Genomic DNA, 18,906 nt, shown 5'->3' with positions numbered 1-18,906 from the left:
AAACTATTAAAAAATCTTATTCTGTCGAATATTTCGCCAAATAAATGGGAAGTTAAGCCGGTAAAAGGTCGTAATACCAAAATCCGGAGGGTTTTTGATCTTGTGATGGAACGCATGAATCGTCAACGTTTTTAGGAGCGGCATACTCCTTGAAAACCTTGATGCCGGTTTTGTAGGCGATGGCATCTTTGAAGATAGGGCCCTTAAAAGTGAAGGTATGAAATTCGCCATTCTCGCCGCAAACGTCTACATCAGCAGGGAGGGAATTGATCAATTCCAAGCTTATCTCCTGCCCTGCTATGTGCGCCAAACGCTCTTGTGTACAGGCGATTACGGTTCCAAAACCAAGATTTAAGAACTCATTGATCAGCTCCGTAGTGTCCCGTTTCCATAAAGGATAAATGCCGGTAAGGCCGGCTTCGGCCAGGCGGGCATCGCGGTATGCTTTCAGGTCCTCCAGGAAGATATCTCCATAGATAGCGTGCGTAACTCCCTCATTTTTAAAGTGATTTAGATGATAACTCATCACTTCATCATACTCGTTCATACCGGGCATTTCGGGCAGGCGGATCTGGTACAGCGGGATGTCGATGCTTTCGGCCTGCTTAACCAGTAATTCCGTGCGTACGCCATGCATCGAGATACGGTCGGCGGCGTCATTGATGGTGGTTACCAGGCACCTGATTTGGATATTTGGGTCCTGCAAACAATGGTACAAAGCCAGGGCGCTATCCTTCCCTCCGCTCCAGTTAAAAATGCAACTTTTCATCAAATTGTAATCAACTATAGTAAACTTTACCGACAAATTCAGGCAAGTAATTGAGAAAAAAAAATGAACTTTTTAGTAACTTTTCAATAACTCTTCAACTACCTGCGGTACTCCCACGGTTGCCCGTTCGCGAACCGCTATCACCTCGCCCCGAACGCTCACTTCCGGAATCTTTGGGTCGATGATATATTTGGGTACTTCGCGCCTGATATAGTTGATCAACCCGGCCGCGGGGTACACCGCCAGCGACGATCCCACCAGCATAAAAACCTCGGCCTTCATAAATATCTTTGCCGCTGCCTCAATCATCGGCACGGCCTCGCCAAACCAAACCACATGGGCACGTAATGGTGAGCCCAATTCGCATACCTCATCCATGCCTATCTCCCATCCGTTAATAGGGTAAGTAAGCTGCGGGTTAACGCTGGATTGCGAGCGGGTGATAATGCCGTGCAGGTGTACCACATTGCTTGAGCCGGCGCGCTCATGCAGGTCATCTATGTTTTGGGTGATGATGGTTACGGTGTACTGCTCTTCCAGCTTAGCCAGCGCGTAGTGGGCGGCATTGGGCTGGGCTTCCAGTACCGATTTGCGCCGCTCGTTATAAAACTGCTGCACAAGGGCCGGGTTACGCTGCCAGGCTTCGGGCGTTGCTACATCTTCAATGTTGTAGCCTTCCCACAGGCCATCGCTGTCCCTGAAGGTTTTTAAACCACTTTCGGCGCTGATGCCCGCGCCGGTGAGTATTACCAGGTTTTTCATATCGCAATATAAAATTATCGGTACATAAAAAAAGCGACCTGCGTTTTACCGGCAGGTCGCTTTGCTAAACCGTTTTATGTATTACAGTGCCAGTTGTTTTTGAGTTTGTAAAAAAGTGTACTTGCGTTTAGCCAGTTCAAAGCTGCCAAATAAGACCAGGCCAAATACCAGGTTACCCAAAGCCAGGTTACGCTCAAAAGGAATAGCTTTGATTAACGACTGGCCATAACCTGCTAAAGTATGCGGGTACATGGTACCATACAGAAAAGGCAGATCAATAATTAACCAGTGGATTAACACCGAGGCAATAGACGCCAGCAGCACGTTCAACACGTTTACCTTTTTGATGAGGCTGCCGGTTAATACCATCAGCACAAAGCAAAGATAAGTCCACTCAGAGCCGCTGTACCAGAGTACCAGTTTGGAGGTATACAGGTAGTTGATAGCAATATCGGTAACAAAAAGGGTGGCCAGCACAGTTACATAAGCTTTCCACTTTTCGGTAAAGTATACACCGCCAAATATGGCAATGGCACCAACCGGGGTAAAGTTGCTCAGCTCTTTATATTTAAAGGCCAAAAGCCTGAACGCGGCCGCAACAACGATCATCAAAATCAAAATAATGTTCCTGGCAATGGTATCTTTTTTATTCATGGTATTATCTATGCGGTAAAATTACTCATTTATCGGTGCAAATAAATAAAATTTTATTGGGGAGCGAAACGGAGATTTATAAAAGGCCTGTTTTATACCGACGTGGTGGTAGGGTGAAAACACCGACCGCAGGCCGCACAATTTGATTACTCATTACATGGAGCACATGTAGATGCGACAGGCATTGGCGTGGTACGGTAAAACACCGACCACAAGCTAAATACCATATTATACCTCATACCTCTCTACAATTCGCCGTTGATATAGCATAATCCTGGAGAAATGATTGTAACAAGCAATTAAATTCTCCCGGTCGCTCCATCATTGGCGCATGACCGCAATTTTCCAATACCTGTAAATCTACCTGTGGCAAAAAACGTTTAAACTGCAAGGCAACATCCAGCGGAGTAATCTTATCGTCCTTACCCCAAATCAACAATGTACGTGTGGTGATCCGGGGTAAAATATCAGCCACATAGTTACGTTGGGCAGATTTGGCCATTTTTAATATCGCGAAGCATTTTTCATTGTTGGTAGTAACCTGATATACCTCAGTAACCAATGTATTGGTAGCTACTGCAGCATCATAAAAAGTGTAAGCCACCCGCTCACGGATATAGGCCATATTTCCACGTTTCACAAAACCACCCACACCGGTATTTTCATACAGACCTGAGCTGCCGGTAAGTACCAGGAACGCCACTTTTTGCGGATATCTGTAGGAGTATACGATAGCTACGTGCCCGCCAAGTGAATTGCCAACCAGAGCTACATTTTCGAGCTTATTACGTTCTATATAGTCATCAAGAAATTTAACCATATATTCAATTCCATCGCCTTTATAATTGTCATATATAGGCAGCAGCGGAACGTGAATATTATAATCCGACTTAAAATGGGAGATAACATCCTCCCAGTTACTTAATGCGCCAAATAAGCCGTGTAATAAAATCATGCTTTGTTTCATCGGGTTGCTTTTGAAACAAAACTATTATAGAGGGCAGATGCTGGCCGTGATTCAAATCACAAACTTTGCGGTCTTTTATGAAGAAACAGTTTTGCCCGGCTTAACGCTTCCCGGCTTGTATACAAATACCTGGCAATATTGGTAAGCGATATTTTTTGAATAATGAGGGGCCGGTTTTCCATTAAAAACTTATAACGCTGCAGAGGGCTTCGGAGCGACAAAATTTGCTGATGTTCGGATTGTTGCGCCATCAATTCCTCTATCAGCTGAATATTGACACGAAAAAGGTTTATATGCAGGCTATACAGCGGCTGTATGCGTTTAATGTTAATACGTAATACAACGGCATCCTCAATAGCTACTATGCTAATAGCCGAAGCCGCTTTTTTATTATAACTTTCACAGTTGGCCAAAAAATCGTTCTGAAAACCAAACTTTACAATCTTTTCCTCGCCCTCTTCATCAAGAATAGAAAATTTGAACGTACCCGAGATTATAAAGGCTGCATGCCGTGCGATATATCCGTAGCGTAACAGGGGCTCACCTTTTTTAATATGCTTTACGCTTGCCATGGAGTGCAATAATTGCCACTCATCTAAAGTTACAACAGGGTATTTTTCCCTTAATTGGTCATACCAGGCCGGTAAATCATTTTTTAATTGGCGCACTGTTTTAGCTGTTTAGTTGTAAAAAGGAGGTTGCTACTTCTTTACAATTATAAAATTTCCCTTGTTATTTGTACGTCATTTTCCTTGTCTACATTTTTAAGTACCCTTTCGGCCTGTAGTTGGTGGTTTCACCGCACCACTCCTACATACTATCGTAACCCTCATAAAAGTCGTTAAAGCAGAACGCAGCCTGACCAATATTTATAAGCTAACTTAATAAGTTAACCACGGAATACACAGAGCAGATGTAGTCACGACAGGCATCGGCGTGTTGCGGTGAAAACACCGGCCACAGGCTGCAACAGCCTGATTTGCTCAGTGCAAATAATCTTACTCTCCCCAAATCCCCCTTTTATAAAAAAATAAGTTCCCACTTATTTACTACATTTGCAGCGCTTTTGGTTCCCGGGTTAACAACCGGGATTAAAAGGGAATCTGGTGTAATTCCAGAACTGTCCCGCAGCTGTAAGCTCCATTATACTAAAGTCCATTCATCAAGTCACTGCCTGTTAGCTAACCGGTGGGAAGACAGGACTAAGGGGAGTAAGTCAGAAGACCTGCCATCGCACATATTAATTCATAGCTTTCGGGGATTGAAGCTGGAATGAGAATACCTATCGTGTATTTCCATTTTTCGTGTTTTCACGCTCCGCTTGCTGTTTGTTTGATTTTTTACGGGCAGGATATTGCGGCAGTTTTACAAATACTTCATTCTTCTTTTTATAGTAACCGGCGCTGGCCAGTTTCCAGGTAATTTATTTGCCCAGACCCATCCGGCCGATAGCAGCAAAACAAAAAAAGATACGGTTAAAACCCATTCGCTCAAAGAGGTATCGGTACGCGCAGGCCGCATATCATCGCGTAATACATCGGCCACTCCCGTACAGGTACTCAAAGGTGCCGAACTGGAAAAACTCAACAGCCTTTCTGTTGCCGATGCCATTCGCTTCTTCTCTGGTGTTCAATTGAAAGATTACGGCGGCGTTGGCGGTTTAAAAACCATTAATGTGCGCAGCCTGGGTACAAACCACGTGGCTGTGTTTTATGATGGTGTTGAGTTTGGCAATGCCCAGAACGGGCAGGTGGACCTGGGCAAGTTTTCTTTGGATAACATTGAGGAGATCGCTTTATACAATGGCCAAAAAAGCACCATCTTTCAGCCGGCCAAAGGCTTCGCGGCAGGCAGCTCTATATACCTGGTGGCAAAACAGCCTTACTTTGAGCCGGGCAGTAACTCCAACGGTAAGGTAAGCCTTAAAACGGGTTCTTTTGGTCTGCTCAATCCATCGCTGTTGTGGCAGTATAAATTAACAGACAACCTTTACGGCACCATTAGCACCGAGCTTACGCATGCAAACGGCCGATATAAATTCCGGTCGACCAATGGGGTTTATGACACCACAGCCGTAAGGCATAACGGCGATATAGATGCCCAACGTGTAGAGGCCGGCTTGTACGCCAAATTAAAAGACAGTAGCTCGTGGAATGCCAAAGCTTACCTGTACAACTCAAACAGGGGTTTGCCGGGCGCGGTGGTTAACAACAAATTTGATAACAAGCAGCGCCAAAAAGACAGGGATATTTTTGTACAATCGGCCTACAACAAAAACTTTGGTAAAAGCTATAGTTTGATGCTAAGCGCCAAGTACTCCAACGACCATACCCATTACTTCGACCCGGAAATAACCACGCTGCGTGGATTACTCGAAAACAAATACGATGAGCAGGAGCTCTACTTTTCGGCAGCCGGCAAATATCGCATCAACTCATTTTGGGATGTAGGTTTATCGACCGACTACCAGTTTAACACCCTAAACGCTACCGAAAACGATTCGGCACAATACCGTTTTGTTCACCCCCGCCGCAATACCGTGTTAACTGCAGCTGCAACAGATCTGCACTTTAAGCATTTTAGTGTACAGGCAAGTTTGCTGGGTACTTTTGTAAAAGACTTGGTTGATACCTTATCGGCAGCCGGTAAAAAAAGTAAGTTAACCCCTGCCCTGCTGTTTTCATGGCAACCATCTGCCGATCCTGATTTTAGGGTACGCGGTTTTTATAAGAGCATTTTCCGGCTGCCTACTTTTAATGACCTGTATTATACCTTTATCGGTAATTCCTTTTTGCGACCCGAACTTACCAAACAGTATGATCTGGGCATCACTTACACCAAAAGTTCAGATAAACGTTCGCTGGTATATTTTGCTATTCAAACAGATGCCTATTACAACCAGGTGAGCGATAAAATTGTAGCCGTACCGGGTACCAACCTTGCCCGATGGACAATGTATAACCTGGGCAAAGTGCAGATCAGGGGACTTGAGGTAAATGCCCAAACAACCTGGAAACTGCCGGCCGACATCTATCTTAACACCGGCATAAGCTACACTTACCAAAAAGCAATTGATGTAACCGATAAGACCGATTTTAACTACAGGCAGCAAATTCCCTATACACCGGTAAACAGCGGTTCGGTACTTATTGGTGCCGAATGGCGCAAGCTGGCTTTTAACTATAGCTACATTTATACCGGCGAACGGTATGACTCGAAAGCCAACATCCCCGAAAATTATGTGCAGCCATGGTACACGCATGATATCAGCTTTAGCTACACAACACGTTACAACAAACACAAATTAAAACTAACCGCCGAGGTAAATAATATTTTTAACCAGGATTATGATGTGATCCTCAATTTCCCGATGCCGAAGCGCAATTACCGTTTTACCATAAGCTCAGGTTTTTAATATACAGATATGAAAAACATTAAACACCAAATATTTTACCTGCTACCGGCCTGCCTGTTGCTGGTTTACAGCTCATGCCGTAAGGATGTTAGTCCCATTAAAGAGGTGGTTACTCCGGTTACCCCGCCAACAGATACCACGGTTGACCCGATTAAGGGTTTTTACCTGCTTAATGAGGGGAATATGGGCTCAAACAAGGCGTCGCTTGATTATTTTGATTACACCAAAGGGCAATATCACAAAAATATTTACGGCGAGTTAAATCCCGAAATAACCAAAAGCCTTGGTGATGTTGGTAACGATATCGGCATTTACGGCAATAAGGTTTATGTGGTAATAAATGTATCAAACAAGGTTGAGGTGCTTAATGCCAAAACCGGCAAGCGTATTACCCAGGTTGATATAGCCAATTGCAGGTATGTAACCTTTCATAACGGCAAAGCCTATGTAAGCGCTTATTTGGGTGTTGTGGGCGATCCTAAAGCACCAAATGGCGCGGTTGACGAAATAGACACCACCACCCTGCAAATTACACGCAAAGTAACGGTTGGCCGCCAGCCCGAAGAAATGGCGATAGTTGGCGAAAAGTTATATGTAGCTAACTCGGGCGGCTATAGTCCGCCAAATTACGAGCGCACGGTTTCGGTTATCGACCTGGCTTCCTTTACCGAGATCAAAAAAATAGACGTGGCCATCAATCTTGACCGGGTTAAGGCCGATAAATACGGCGACATTTATGTAACCTCTCGTGGCGATTATTATGACATCCCCTCAAAACTATTTGTCATCGATACCAAAACTGATGCGGTGAAAAAGGAGTTTGATTTTGGCGTAAGCAACCTTTGGATTGATGACGACATAGCCTATATGTACAGCTATCAGTTTAGCTATAAAACAGGTAAAAACACCACTACTTACAGCATGCTTAACGTGAAGGACGAAACCGTGCTTAACACCAAATTTATTACCGATGGCACCGACGCGTTAATCAAAGTACCTTACGGAATAGCGGTAAACCCGGTGACCAAAGAGGTTTTGGTTACCGATGCCAAAGACTACGTAACACCGGGCGTTGTTTATGATTTTGATCCTTCGGGCAAAAAGAAATGGCAGGCAATTACAGGAGATATTCCGGGGCATTTTGCATTTGCTTATTAATTATTTGGTTAATGCTGATACACAATTTAACGAAATGTCATTTCGAACGAGCAAGCATTGGGCATTGGGGGGAGCGAGGAGAAATCTTATACGTGTGATGAGCAACGGTGCCTATCGCTTGTATGAGATTTCTCACCCTTGCCTCGCACGCTCCCCATCTAAGAGTTCGAAATGACAACGTTTAATTATGAAAACATAAACTCAACAATTCTCATATCAATTCATCTACATCAATAAAACAAACCAAAAAATGATCGAAACTAACTTAAAAAGAAACCTTGCCATAGCGTTCCTGTTAGCTATGGCGGCACTGGCGTCCTGTACAAAAGATAAGGGTGCTGTTGTTACGCCGCAAACAACCGTACACCCCACTACGGCTGCCAGTAACGCATACGTAACTACGCTGTTCGATTTTAACCCTGCACCAGGTCAGTTCATTAACACTACCCTTGCCGATACCGCGGCTGCAAAAGCTACGCTAAAAACCGACCAGGGCCTGGTAAGCTTAGGTGCATGGGGCGGCTATATTGTAGTTGGCTTTGACCATACCGTGATGGATGTTGACGGCAAAAAAGACTTTGTTGTTTACGGCAACGCCTTTGCCCTGTTTGCCGAACCTGGTGTAATTTGGGTGATGCAGGATACCAATGGCAACGGTAAACCCGATGATACCTGGTATGAGATCAAAGGAAGCGCCTATTACAAAGAGGGCTACACCCGCAATTACTCGGTAACTTATACCAGGCCGGCTTGTGATACCTGCAGTGTGCCCTGGAAAGATAACAAAGGTAACACAGGTGTAATTCAAACTAATATCTATAACGTACACCCTTACTTCCCGTTAGGCATTAAAGGGAATACCGCTACGTACACCGGTAGTTTGTTGCCATCGAGCAATATCAACATGGATGATCCATCGTACATCACCAGTGCCTCTTTTGATTATGGCTATGGCGATAACACAGCCGGCGGCGACCAGATAGACATCGCGAGCGCAATTGATGCCAATGGCAATGCTGTGAGTCTTAAAGGGATTGATTTTATAAAAGTACAAACCGGCATATTAGCCAATATGGGCTGGCTTGGCGAGCAATCAACAGAGTTTACCGGCGCGGCAGATATTAGTTTATTGAAGCCGTAAAACATGTAGTAAATTCTTATGTCATTGCGAGCGTAGCGCGGCAATCTCGTAGCCCTACAGAGCGAATAAGCATGTCTATGAGATTGCTTCGTGCCTCGCAATGACATAGACATAAAAATGCCTTTTATCTACAACCACCACATATCTAAACAAATGAAGATCAAAACATCTACACTAATCAAAGCCCTGCCGCTGGCCTTCGCGCTATTGGCAGCAACATTGATAAGCTCCTGCCAAAAGGATAACAGCAACTTACAAAACACAACCACCACTGCTGATAAAAAACTAAAGGTAAACGGAACCGCTAAATACGATAATGGCTTTTTTATCATTAACGAAGGCTGGTACGGGCACGGCACAGGCAACGTAAGCTTTTACAATTTTGCAACCGGTGCCATTGCGGATAGCACTTTCACTAAAGAAAACCCGGGTAAAAACCTCAACCCAACATCCAGCACGTTGGAGTACGGTACCATTTTTAACGATAAGTTATTTTTGGTAAGTAAGGTTGGCGGTCCGTTTGTGGTGGCCAATTCACATACGTTGGTTGAGATTAACCGCATTGCAGCCAAAAGCGGTAATGATTTCAGGGCTTTTGTGGGGATTGATACTACCAAAGGATTAATCAGTACAAACTCGGGTATTTACCCGGTTAACCTGCAAACTTTGGCCCTGGGTACCAAATTAACAACGGTAACCGGACAGGTTGGTGATATGATTAAAGCAGGTAACTATGTATTTGTATTATCGGCAACAAGCGGCGTTGTGGTATTGGATGCCTCAACCTATGCGGTAGCTAAAACCATATCAGGTATGCTTTGCGCTTTTGCCCGCACGCCCGATGGCGCTATATGGGCAGCCGGCGGTACACAGTTGGTACGCATTGATCCATCTACGCTAACCACTACCACCGTAACCATTCCGTTTTCAATTTACGGTTCATGGGCTGCCTGGCATCCGGGATCTATCACCGCTTCTACTACCGAGAACGCTGTATTTATCGCGCAAAATGCAACAAGTTCTGGCGGTACTAATGTTCACAAGTATACCGCGGCCAACAGCGCGTCGTTCACTACGCCATTTTTAACTGTGCCAGTTGGCCGCGAGCTATATGGCTCGGGTATTGGCTATGATGCTGCTCACAACCAGCTTATTGTAAATACCGTTCACTCGGGCTTTACCACTAATTTTAGTTTTAACGATCTTTGCTTTTATAATGCCACTACCGGTGCGCTCATCAATGATGTAGCATATAACGGTTACTTTTTTCCATCTATCGTAGTATTTCACTAATTTAACACCAATATGAAAAAATCAATTACCTCCAGATTATTACCTTACATTATACCAGTTTTAGCGCTGGTAAGCATAACGGCCTGCCACAAGGATCACAAAATTGTACCCGAAGGGCATGGTAAATATGACCAGGGCTTTTTTATGGTTAACGAAGGCTGGTTTGGTCATGCTATAGGATCGGTAAGCTTTTACAGTACCGAAACCCTAAGCATTACCGATAGTATTTTCACCACCGAAAATCCCGGTGCAAAGCTGGGGACAGATAAAACAACACTGGAGTTTGGTACCGTTTATAACAATAAATTGTACCTGCTATCAAAATCAGGCGGCCCATTGGTAGTTACCGATGCATCGACCTTAAAAGAAACCGGCAGAATAGCATCAGCAGCCACCAACGATTGGCGGGCGTTTTTGGGTATTGATGCCACCAAAGGTTTGGTAAGCACAGGTAACGGTGTTTATCCTATTACTTTACAAACACTTGCATTAGGTAGCGCACTTACAGGTGTTACAGGCCAGGCCGGTGATATGATCAAGGTAGGCAACTATATTTTTATTGAAACAGAAACAGATGGTGTAGTAATTTTAAACGCTTCCGATTATTCTGTAGCTAAAAAGATCCCGGGTTTAAGTGTAGGCTTTGCAAAAACTTTTGATGGCTCGGTATGGGCTGCCGGTGGTACTTCGCTGGTAAAAATCAATAGTACCACCCTTGCTACCAGTACCGTTGCGCTTCCGTTTACCGTAAATGATACCTGGGGTGCATGGCATCCGGGTTCTATTACAGCTTCGACTACAGATCTAACTGTATATATAGCCAAAAACGACGTATACCAGGGTGCTAACACCATTTACAAATACACCGACGGTAATCCCGCTTTATTAACCGGGCCGTTTATCACTTTACCGGCAGGTAAAATAACGTATGGGGCAGGTGTTGCTTACAATCCTGCAACTAACCAGTTGGTAGTTAATATCATCAAATCGGGTTATGGTGTAAATGATTCCGTAAACGATCTGGCATTTTACAACCCTATAACCAGTGCGCTAATTAAAGATCTTCCGTTTACAGGTTATCTTTACCCGGCAACTCCGGTGTTTCATTAAGCATGAATTACACCAATTGAAGCGAATGAATAAGACACGAATTACAGCGAATTAGCACAAAATCGCTGTAATTTTAATTCGAATAATTCGCTTCAATTGGTGAAATTCGTGTCTTTTAAATTTCCTTATTCTCTACAATATCATACTGATAAAGGATCCTATCGGCATCACTAAAAACTATTCCCTTTTCGGCACAGGTTTTCTTTAAAATGAGCAGGTATTCAAAATACAGGTCGATGCTGTTGTCATCATTAGCATCCATGAGCTTTTTCCTGCGCGGGTCCTCGCCATAAATTATTCTGAAGGTGCGCACATCAATAATCTGGAAAACGTTAGGGTTCCTGAACCTAAGCATGGTACTGGCCATGGGTAGCCTGATACCATGCGTTTTTAACATACTACTTAAAATACTTTTAACAAAGGCCTGGTTGCCATCTAACTCATCAATAAACTTCAGCCTGTTAAAATCGTCCAGCCAATCGGCATCTGCAAGGTTAACATACCTGTTTACCTTCCATAAAACAATTTCGTTAACTATCTGCTGGTTAAAGTCGGCTTTTACTTTACTATCAAGGCTGGCGGTTAGGTTAAAACCGTCTTTGTATGCGCCATAGGTATATAATCCTTCTAAATCTTTAATTTTAGCTGGATTAAAGTCTTTGATGGTTTTTATCATGGTAGCAAGGAATAAATTTGATATAAATATAGGCATGAAATACGGGTTCATTTTTCTATTTGTGATGATAAATTATGCAGCGACAGCCCAGGGCACCGATACCGTGTTTTTGAAAAGCTTACTCCAGGCCCACCCCGAATTGTTTGGTGGCATCCTGAGCCATCCCACCCAAAACGAGGTTCAGATCCTTTATACTCAAATAAACCGGGACAAAAACAATATACCGCATTTTAAATCATACAATTATCGCTTCAATTCTAAACGATACTTCTACCCTGCCAGTACTGTAAAGTTGCCGACATTGATTTTTGCTTTAGAGAAGATCAATGAGCTAAAAATTAAAGGCTTAACCAAACAGTCGGTCATGATAACCGACAGCGCTTTTGCCGGGCAAACCAAGGTAAGTAAGGATACTTCGGCGGCAAAGGGTTTACCTTCGATAGAAAACTATATCAAAAAGATATTGCTGGTGAGCGATAACGATGCTTACAACAGGCTGTATGAATTTATCGGCCGTGCGGAAATCAATCAGAAACTAAAAAAGTACGGATTAAACAACTCCCGCATAGTTGGCAGGCTGGCCATTGGCGATGCCGGCGAATGCACCAGGCATACCAACCCTATTGAATTTTACGATGGCAATAAGCTGATTTATAAAAAGCCGGCCTTGTATGATAGTCTTAACTACCCCATGCACCTGGATAACATGTTACAAGGCAAGGCCTACATGGATAGCAGCGACCGACTTGTAAATAAACCTTTCGACTTCAGCGAGAAAAATGTTTATACTATTCCTGATCAGCAAATGGTTTTAAAACGTTTGTTATTTCCCGAAGTATTTCCCCAGGCTCAGCGCTTTAATTTAACTGCCGGTGATTATCAGCTCATTTATAAGTATATGAGCATGTTCCCTACCGAAAGCGCAAAGCCAACGTACAGCCCGCCGCAAAACTACCTGGCCATAAGCAAGTTGCTTTTTTACGGTGCCGATAGCGCTGCGGTGATCAATCCCGATATCAGGATCTTTAATAAGTACGGCGATAGCTACGGTTATGATATTGACAACGCCTACATTGTTGACTTTAAAAATAAGGTAGAATTTATGCTCACAGCAGTTGTACAATCAAACGAAGATGGTATTTACAACGACAATAAATATGAGTACGCTACCGTTTGCCTGCCATTTTTAAAAAACCTGGGGCAAGTGGTCTATCAATACGAGCTGAAACGACCTAAGAAAAACCTGCCAGACTTAACCAAATTTAAATTTAATTACAGAAAGGTTAAATAAAAGCTGGTTGCTTAAAACTTACCGTGCTTTTCGGCGTTTAAATTTTACACCTATTTAAATTGAATATGGCAAGCACAATAATTGAATACACCGACAATTACCCCGCATTATATGGCGACGACAGGATAAACCTGAACTGGCCCGAACGTTATACATCTGTAGTTGGCGGTGTAAAATTGGGATGGTCGGGCTTTAAAAATATCTTTTCGAGTCCTTTCTCAAGTATTTTAAAAATTGGCGCAGGCGGCTACCTGTTAAACCGCGGCATTACCGGGCATTGCGAATTATACAAACGCATAGGTAAACTATCAACCAATCCCATTAACGTAAACATCCGGTCGTCATTTACAGTAAACCAACCGAGGCACAAAGTTTATAATTTTTGGCGCAAGCTTGATAACCTGCCCCTGTTTATGAAACACCTGGAAAGTGTTGAAGTTATTGACTCTAAATATTCGCACTGGGTATTAAAACTACCGGCTGATGTAGCCACCGTAAGCTGGCATGCCGAAATTGTGAAGGATGAGCCCAATGAAATGATTGGCTGGAGTTCGTTACCAGATTCGGTAATTAACAACGCCGGCAAAGTACGTTTCCAGGATTCTATAGATGGTGGTACCGTGGTCGACATTGTGATTAGCTACCAGCCACCCGCGGGGGGCGTGGGTGCCGGTATCGCCAAGGTATTAAACCCCCTCTTCAAAAAAATGGTAGATCAGGACGTGCAGAACTTTAAACAATACATGGATATTGACAACGGTTTTGAAGCTGCGCTGGATGAGGTAGAGGTGATTGTGATAGAGTAGATTTTATCCTATCTGTGAACTGGCATCGGTGTTCTGAGGTCTGTATTAATGTATCAAAACACAGACCTCAGACTCCCCACCTCGGATCACAGAAAATCTATATCAAATCAAACGCCCTGGCATACTCTGCAAACTCAACAGCGTTGGTAATATTTAATTTGCTGCGAATATTGCGGCGGTGGGTTTGAGCGGTTTCGGCAGAAATAAAAAGTTCGTCGGCTACTTCTGCCGATGTTTTGCCTAAAGCTACCTGTTTTAATACCGCTTTTTCCCGGTTGCTTAGTGTAGAAAAAATAGCCACGTGTTTTTTGATGAAGTTATTTTCCTTGAGCAAACGCTCGGCTTTAGCCTCAATATGCTTCATGCGGTTAATCGGGATGGCTGTAGTTATGGTGAGTAAAGGCTTGCCATCATCGTCCCACATAAAAAGGCGGGTGGAACTGATGTGCCAGGTCCACTCCTTTTCGCCGGCGTATTTTACCTGCTGAAAGTAGGAAAAGCTTTCACCTGCTTTGTTATTATTTAAAAGGGCAGAAATTTTTGGCAGAAAATCTTCCATGTCTTCGATATTAAAAAATCGATTGTAATACTCTGGCCCCAGGTCTATCAGTTGCTGCAGCGTAACACCCAAGAGCATCAATCCATTTGCCGACATGTAAACCACGGGAAACTCCCCTACTAAATGCAAAATTACAACGCCAGGCATTCGTTCGGCATGGGGTGCAAACTCTTTTATTTTATTTTGGATAGCCTTTGATAGTTTCATATTGATTAACAGGAGGTTATAAATATGCATAAAATTAAAGGTGTTTAAACCCGCATGAGGGGTAATCATAGATTGTGCCCTCATTATCAGCTATTTAATTTGGACTTAAATTATTGCCGATCAAGTTTATTGATGTTCCGGATGCATTTGTATCAGTATAAACCAGAATAAAAAAAACGGCACAAAAAAACGGCCTGGTAAAATTACCAGGCCGTTTTTAATCAAGAGATAAACTCTTAACAGATATTATTTTACTGCATCAATAACAGCTTTGAAAGCATCTGGGTGGTTCATTGCTAAATCGGCCAATACTTTACGGTTTAAACCGATTTCTTTAGCTGTCAATTTACCCATTAACTGAGAGTAAGAAATTCCGTGCTGACGGGCACCAGCGTTGATACGTTGGATCCATAAAGCTCTGAATTCTCTTTTCTTGGTTTTACGGTCACGATAAGCGTACTGTAAACCTTTTTCAACTGTATTTTTTGCAACGGTATAAACCTTGCTGCGTGAACCCCAATAACCTTTGGCGAGGTTCATGATCCTTTTTCTGCGTCTTCTCGACGCTACTGCGTTAACTGAACGTGGCATGTTGTTTGTTTTTGGTAGTGAGTGCCTGCCTGCGTGGCCGAACTTAAAACTCTAATACCTGGTTAAAAAAAATTGTGAATTACTTTCCGATACAAAGCATACGTTTAACGTTACCCATGTCAGCTTTAGAAACTAAGCTGGTGTGACCAAGGGCGCGTTTACGTTTTGTCGACATCTTGGTTAAGATGTGGCTTTTGTATGCGTTCTTTCTTGCGATTTTACCGGTTCCAGTAAGCTTAAAACGCTTTTTAGCACTGGAATTGGTTTTCATTTTTGGCATAACTCTATTTATTTGTGTTAGATATTTACGTTTCTCAACGTTTTATTTTTACGGGATGTACATATCTGTGATATAAACAGCCCCACATTTGTAATTATTTTTTGGCCGTTTTTGGCGCAAGGGTTAAAAACATCCTTTTACCTTCAAGCTTTGGCAACTGCTCAACTTTACCTACTTCTTCCAATGCCTGTGCAAAACGCAGCAATAATATCTCGCCTTGTTCTTTGTATACAATGGCACGGCCTTTAAAGTGTACGTACGCTCTTACCTTTTCGCCCGCTTCAAGGAACTTAATGGCATGCTTTAATTTAAACTCAAAGTCATGGTCATCAGTGTTCGGTCCGAAACGAATCTCTTTGATAACAGTTTGCTTGGCATTGCTCTTGATCTCTTTTAGCTTTTTCTTTTGCTCGTAAATGAACTTGTTATAGTCCGTTACTTTACAAACCGGCGGTACGGCGTTTGGAGATATTTCAACCAGATCAAGTTCCTGCTCCTGCGCAATAGCAAGTGCATCTCTCAGAGAAAAGATTCCCTGCTCAACGTTGTCGCCTACCAGACGAACTTCCTGAGCCCTGATGAATTGATTGATGTTGTGTTCAGCTTCTTTCTTCTTGAAAGGAAGCCTTGGTCCTCTATTGAAAGGTTTGTTTAATGCCAAGTTATACTTTTATTTCTTTAATTATTTGTTCTTTAAAATCTTCAATGCTCATACTACCTAAATCACCCAAGCCATGTTTCCTTACAGAAACCATGCCCTCGGCTGCCTCTTTTTCGCCTACAATAAGCATATAAGGGATCTTTTTGACTTCAGCGTCGCGTATTTTACGACCAATCTTCTCGTCTCTGAAATCAATCAGCCCGCAAATATCGGAATCTTTTAACACATCAGAAAGTTTTTTTGCATATTCCTCGTATTTTTCTGATATCGGCAGGATAATAAATTGCTCAGGAGATAACCAAAGCGGAAAATTACCCGCGCAATGCTCAATCAACACGGCAATAAAGCGCTCCATCGACCCAAATGGCGCCCTGTGGATCATTACCGGGCGATGTTTTAAGTTGTCGCTACCGGTGTATTCCAGCTCAAAACGCTCGGGTAAGTTGTAATCTACCTGGATAGTACCCAACTGCCACTTGCGGCCTAAGGCATCCTTCACCATAAAATCGAGTTTGGGGCCATAAAACGCGGCCTCGCCCAATTCAACAACAGTGCTTAAACCTTTTTCGGCAGCAGCCTCAATGATCGCGCTTTCGGCTAAAGCCCAATTTTCATCAGTACCGATGTATTTGGCTTTATTTTCCGGATCGCGCAGGGAAACCTGTGCGGTATAGTTTTCAAAGCCTAACGCCTTAAATACATATAACACCAGGTCAATTACCTTTTTAAATTCTTCCTTAACCTGGTCTGGACGGCAAAATAAGTGGGCATCATCCTGTGTAAAGCCCCGTACGCGGGTTAAACCATGCAGCTCGCCGCTTTGCTCGTAACGGTATACGGTACCAAATTCTGCAAAACGAACAGGCAAATCCTTATATGAACGTGGTTTTGTTTTATAGATCTCGCAGTGGTGCGGGCAGTTCATTGGTTTTAAAAAGAACTCCTCTCCCTCCTGCGGGGTTTTTATAGGCTGAAACGAATCGGCACCATATTTTTCATAATGGCCCGATGTTACATACAGGTTTTTATGACCGATATGCGGTGTAATTACCTGTTCATAGCCGGCTTTAACCTGTGCCTTTTGCAAAAAGTTTTGCAGGCGTTCGCGCAAGGCAGTTCCTTTTGGCAACCACAAAGGCAAGCCCATGCCTACTTTTTCTGAAAAGGCAAATAGTTCCAGCTCTTTTCCCAATTTCCTGTGATCGCGCTTTTTAGCTTCCTCAATCATGTGCAGGTATTCGGTAAGCTCGCTGGCTTTAGGGAAAGTTACGGCGTAAATACGGGTTAACTGTTTACGTGTTTCATCACCGCGCCAGTAGGCACCGGCAACACTCATCAGTTTAACCGATTTAATGAAACCCGTGTTGGGGATATGCGGCCCACGGCACAGGTCGGTAAAATTACCCTGGCTATAAAAAGTGATAGAGCCATCAGGAAGATCTTTGATCAGGTCCAGCTTGTACTCGTCACCTTTTTCGGTAAAATATTCAATAGCATCGGCTTTGCTAACCGGCTTGCGGATAAACTCTTCTTTGGTTTTGGCCAGTTCGATGATCTTGTCTTCAATCTTTTTAAACTCGTCTGACGAGAACTCACGGTCGCCAAAATCAACGTCATAGTAAAAGCCGGTTTCAATAGCCGGACCGATACCAAATTTGGTGCCCGGATACAAAGCTTCCAAAGCCTCGGCCATTAAGTGGGCCGATGAATGCCAGAAAGTTGATTTACCTGAACCATCGTTCCATGTTAATAATTTAACGTGCGCGTCTTGCTCAATGGGGCGACTTGCATCCCAAGCCTGGCCATCAACTTCGGCAGCTAATACATTACGTGCTAATCCTTCAGAGATCGACAACGCGATCTGTGCGGAAGTGATTCCCTTGTCGTACTGACGAACGGACCCATCGGGGAGAGTAATACTAATCATCTACAACTATGATTTAAAGTTTATAAAATTACGTTTCACAATCACCTACAAAGTGATCATATATTTTGTGGGGCAAAAATAGGATTATTTTTATGATTTCGGAATTGGGAATTTCGATTTTGAAATTGAGGGTGATTACCTTGTCAAAAGAGGTGATAATTAACTTTCTTCCCTTAACTTTCGTATTTGTTCAAGTGCAGACACATCAACCTGGTCTTTCGGCCGGTTTACAACTTTTTTGTTCGCTATCAATTGATTTATGTGTAAAAAAGGAATGTTAACATTTTCGATGTCAGCAATAGAGGCCATTTGTAAGCATTCATCAAATGTGTATCCTTCCAGTCCCTTCATCTCAACGAGGATATCCACTCGCAAACCATTATTCAGGTGAAAGTCGGTCCAGTCCGGTACAAATTGCATTTGCTCGATCATCGGATAATCACCCATGTCGCATTTTACAAAAGCCTTCCGTAATCGCCGTCGATTTTCGAGGGTATCATTAAGCCAAATGTCAAGGTCTCCGGTAAAGCGCTGATAGCCATGTAAATTAGTTGCATAGCCGCCGATCATGATATATTGTACATCACATTCCTGAAGCGCCCTCCAAAAATTAAGTATTTCTTCGTCAAAAATATCCAC

Annotated in this window: 19 protein-coding genes and 1 riboswitch; of the genes, 7 read left to right on the top strand and 12 right to left on the bottom strand. The window is 43.2% G+C overall.

The features are described from left to right. Window positions 1-52: 52 nt before the first annotated feature. The 5 genes from FHS10_RS16105 to FHS10_RS16085 all read right to left on the bottom strand — a co-directional run bounded on the left by FHS10_RS16105 (window position 53) and on the right by FHS10_RS16085 (window position 3,820). The gene (locus FHS10_RS16105) at window positions 53-769 is read right to left on the bottom strand and encodes a Dph6-related ATP pyrophosphatase (protein ID WP_259092368.1); all 717 of its coding nucleotides are present in this window, start codon (window positions 767-769) and stop codon (window positions 53-55) included. A gap of 72 nt (window positions 770-841) precedes the next feature. Next, entirely contained in the window at window positions 842-1,531 is a 690-nt protein-coding gene (locus FHS10_RS16100; RefSeq protein WP_259092366.1) for an SIR2 family NAD-dependent protein deacylase, read from the bottom strand. A gap of 81 nt (window positions 1,532-1,612) precedes the next feature. After that, the gene (locus FHS10_RS16095; RefSeq protein WP_259092365.1) at window positions 1,613-2,185 is read right to left on the bottom strand and encodes a DUF6580 family putative transport protein; all 573 of its coding nucleotides are present in this window, start codon (window positions 2,183-2,185) and stop codon (window positions 1,613-1,615) included. A gap of 235 nt (window positions 2,186-2,420) precedes the next feature. Next, window positions 2,421-3,140: an alpha/beta fold hydrolase gene (locus FHS10_RS16090; protein ID WP_259092363.1), complete on the bottom strand. Its 720-nt coding sequence runs from the start codon at window positions 3,138-3,140 to the stop codon at window positions 2,421-2,423. Window positions 3,141-3,208: 68 nt separating this feature from the next. Continuing rightward, window positions 3,209-3,820, bottom strand: coding sequence for a Crp/Fnr family transcriptional regulator (locus FHS10_RS16085; protein ID WP_259092361.1), 612 nt, complete (start codon window positions 3,818-3,820; stop codon window positions 3,209-3,211). Between the two features lie 382 nt (window positions 3,821-4,202). Beyond that, window positions 4,203-4,399, top strand: a riboswitch (cobalamin riboswitch). A 107-nt stretch (window positions 4,400-4,506) separates the two neighbouring features. On the opposite strand from FHS10_RS16085, the gene FHS10_RS16080 reads away from it, so the two are divergent. From FHS10_RS16080 to FHS10_RS16060, 5 genes are all read left to right on the top strand, one after another. Next, complete coding sequence (locus FHS10_RS16080) at window positions 4,507-6,567, top strand: TonB-dependent receptor (RefSeq protein ID WP_259092358.1); 2,061 nt, start codon at window positions 4,507-4,509, stop codon at window positions 6,565-6,567. 9 nt (window positions 6,568-6,576) lie between these two features. After that, window positions 6,577-7,725, top strand: coding sequence for a YncE family protein (locus FHS10_RS16075; protein WP_259092355.1), 1,149 nt, complete (start codon window positions 6,577-6,579; stop codon window positions 7,723-7,725). A gap of 250 nt (window positions 7,726-7,975) precedes the next feature. Continuing rightward, the gene (locus tag FHS10_RS16070) at window positions 7,976-8,866 is read left to right on the top strand and encodes a cell surface protein (protein WP_259092352.1); all 891 of its coding nucleotides are present in this window, start codon (window positions 7,976-7,978) and stop codon (window positions 8,864-8,866) included. Between the two features lie 153 nt (window positions 8,867-9,019). After that, the gene (locus tag FHS10_RS16065) at window positions 9,020-10,159 is read left to right on the top strand and encodes a DUF5074 domain-containing protein (protein WP_259092344.1); all 1,140 of its coding nucleotides are present in this window, start codon (window positions 9,020-9,022) and stop codon (window positions 10,157-10,159) included. A 12-nt stretch (window positions 10,160-10,171) separates the two neighbouring features. Continuing rightward, window positions 10,172-11,269, top strand: coding sequence for a DUF5074 domain-containing protein (locus tag FHS10_RS16060; RefSeq protein ID WP_259092342.1), 1,098 nt, complete (start codon window positions 10,172-10,174; stop codon window positions 11,267-11,269). A gap of 115 nt (window positions 11,270-11,384) precedes the next feature. On the opposite strand, the gene FHS10_RS16055 is transcribed toward FHS10_RS16060, so the two are convergent. Further along, the gene (locus tag FHS10_RS16055; RefSeq protein ID WP_259092340.1) at window positions 11,385-11,945 is read right to left on the bottom strand and encodes a hypothetical protein; all 561 of its coding nucleotides are present in this window, start codon (window positions 11,943-11,945) and stop codon (window positions 11,385-11,387) included. A 34-nt stretch (window positions 11,946-11,979) separates the two neighbouring features. On the opposite strand from FHS10_RS16055, the gene FHS10_RS16050 reads away from it, so the two are divergent. Both FHS10_RS16050 and FHS10_RS16045 read left to right on the top strand, forming a co-directional pair. Next, window positions 11,980-13,236: a serine hydrolase gene (locus FHS10_RS16050; protein ID WP_259092337.1), complete on the top strand. Its 1,257-nt coding sequence runs from the start codon at window positions 11,980-11,982 to the stop codon at window positions 13,234-13,236. A 65-nt stretch (window positions 13,237-13,301) separates the two neighbouring features. Beyond that, complete coding sequence (locus FHS10_RS16045) at window positions 13,302-14,042, top strand: SRPBCC family protein (RefSeq protein WP_259092334.1); 741 nt, start codon at window positions 13,302-13,304, stop codon at window positions 14,040-14,042. Window positions 14,043-14,139: 97 nt separating this feature from the next. Here the strand turns inward: FHS10_RS16045 and FHS10_RS16040 are convergent, their stop codons facing one another. From FHS10_RS16040 to FHS10_RS16015, 6 genes are all read right to left on the bottom strand, one after another. Further along, window positions 14,140-14,808, bottom strand: a complete 669-nt coding sequence (locus FHS10_RS16040; protein ID WP_259092322.1) for a LuxR C-terminal-related transcriptional regulator — start codon at window positions 14,806-14,808, stop codon at window positions 14,140-14,142. 246 nt (window positions 14,809-15,054) lie between these two features. Next, a complete protein-coding gene (gene rplT, locus FHS10_RS16035) occupies window positions 15,055-15,399 on the bottom strand; it encodes a 50S ribosomal protein L20 (protein ID WP_259092314.1) in 345 nt (114 codons plus the stop codon). Between the two features lie 79 nt (window positions 15,400-15,478). Then, complete coding sequence (rpmI, locus tag FHS10_RS16030; protein ID WP_174313688.1) at window positions 15,479-15,679, bottom strand: 50S ribosomal protein L35; 201 nt, start codon at window positions 15,677-15,679, stop codon at window positions 15,479-15,481. 94 nt (window positions 15,680-15,773) lie between these two features. Beyond that, window positions 15,774-16,340 carry a translation initiation factor IF-3 gene (infC, locus tag FHS10_RS16025; RefSeq protein ID WP_259092311.1) on the bottom strand — a complete coding sequence of 189 codons (567 nt, stop codon included), beginning with the start codon at window positions 16,338-16,340 and terminating at the stop codon, window positions 15,774-15,776. 1 nt (window position 16,341) lies between these two features. Then, window positions 16,342-18,267 carry a threonine--tRNA ligase gene (gene thrS / locus FHS10_RS16020; protein WP_259092304.1) on the bottom strand — a complete coding sequence of 642 codons (1,926 nt, stop codon included), beginning with the start codon at window positions 18,265-18,267 and terminating at the stop codon, window positions 16,342-16,344. A 159-nt stretch (window positions 18,268-18,426) separates the two neighbouring features. Next, on the bottom strand, window positions 18,427-18,906 hold the full coding sequence (locus tag FHS10_RS16015) for a hypothetical protein (RefSeq protein WP_259092289.1): 480 nt from the start codon (window positions 18,904-18,906) through the stop codon (window positions 18,427-18,429).

The sequence above is a fragment of the Mucilaginibacter dorajii genome (assembly GCF_024808255.1).
In the GTDB taxonomy this organism is placed as follows: Bacteria; Bacteroidota; Bacteroidia; order Sphingobacteriales; family Sphingobacteriaceae; genus Mucilaginibacter; species Mucilaginibacter dorajii.
This window is presented reverse-complemented; position numbering and strand designations above follow the sequence as displayed.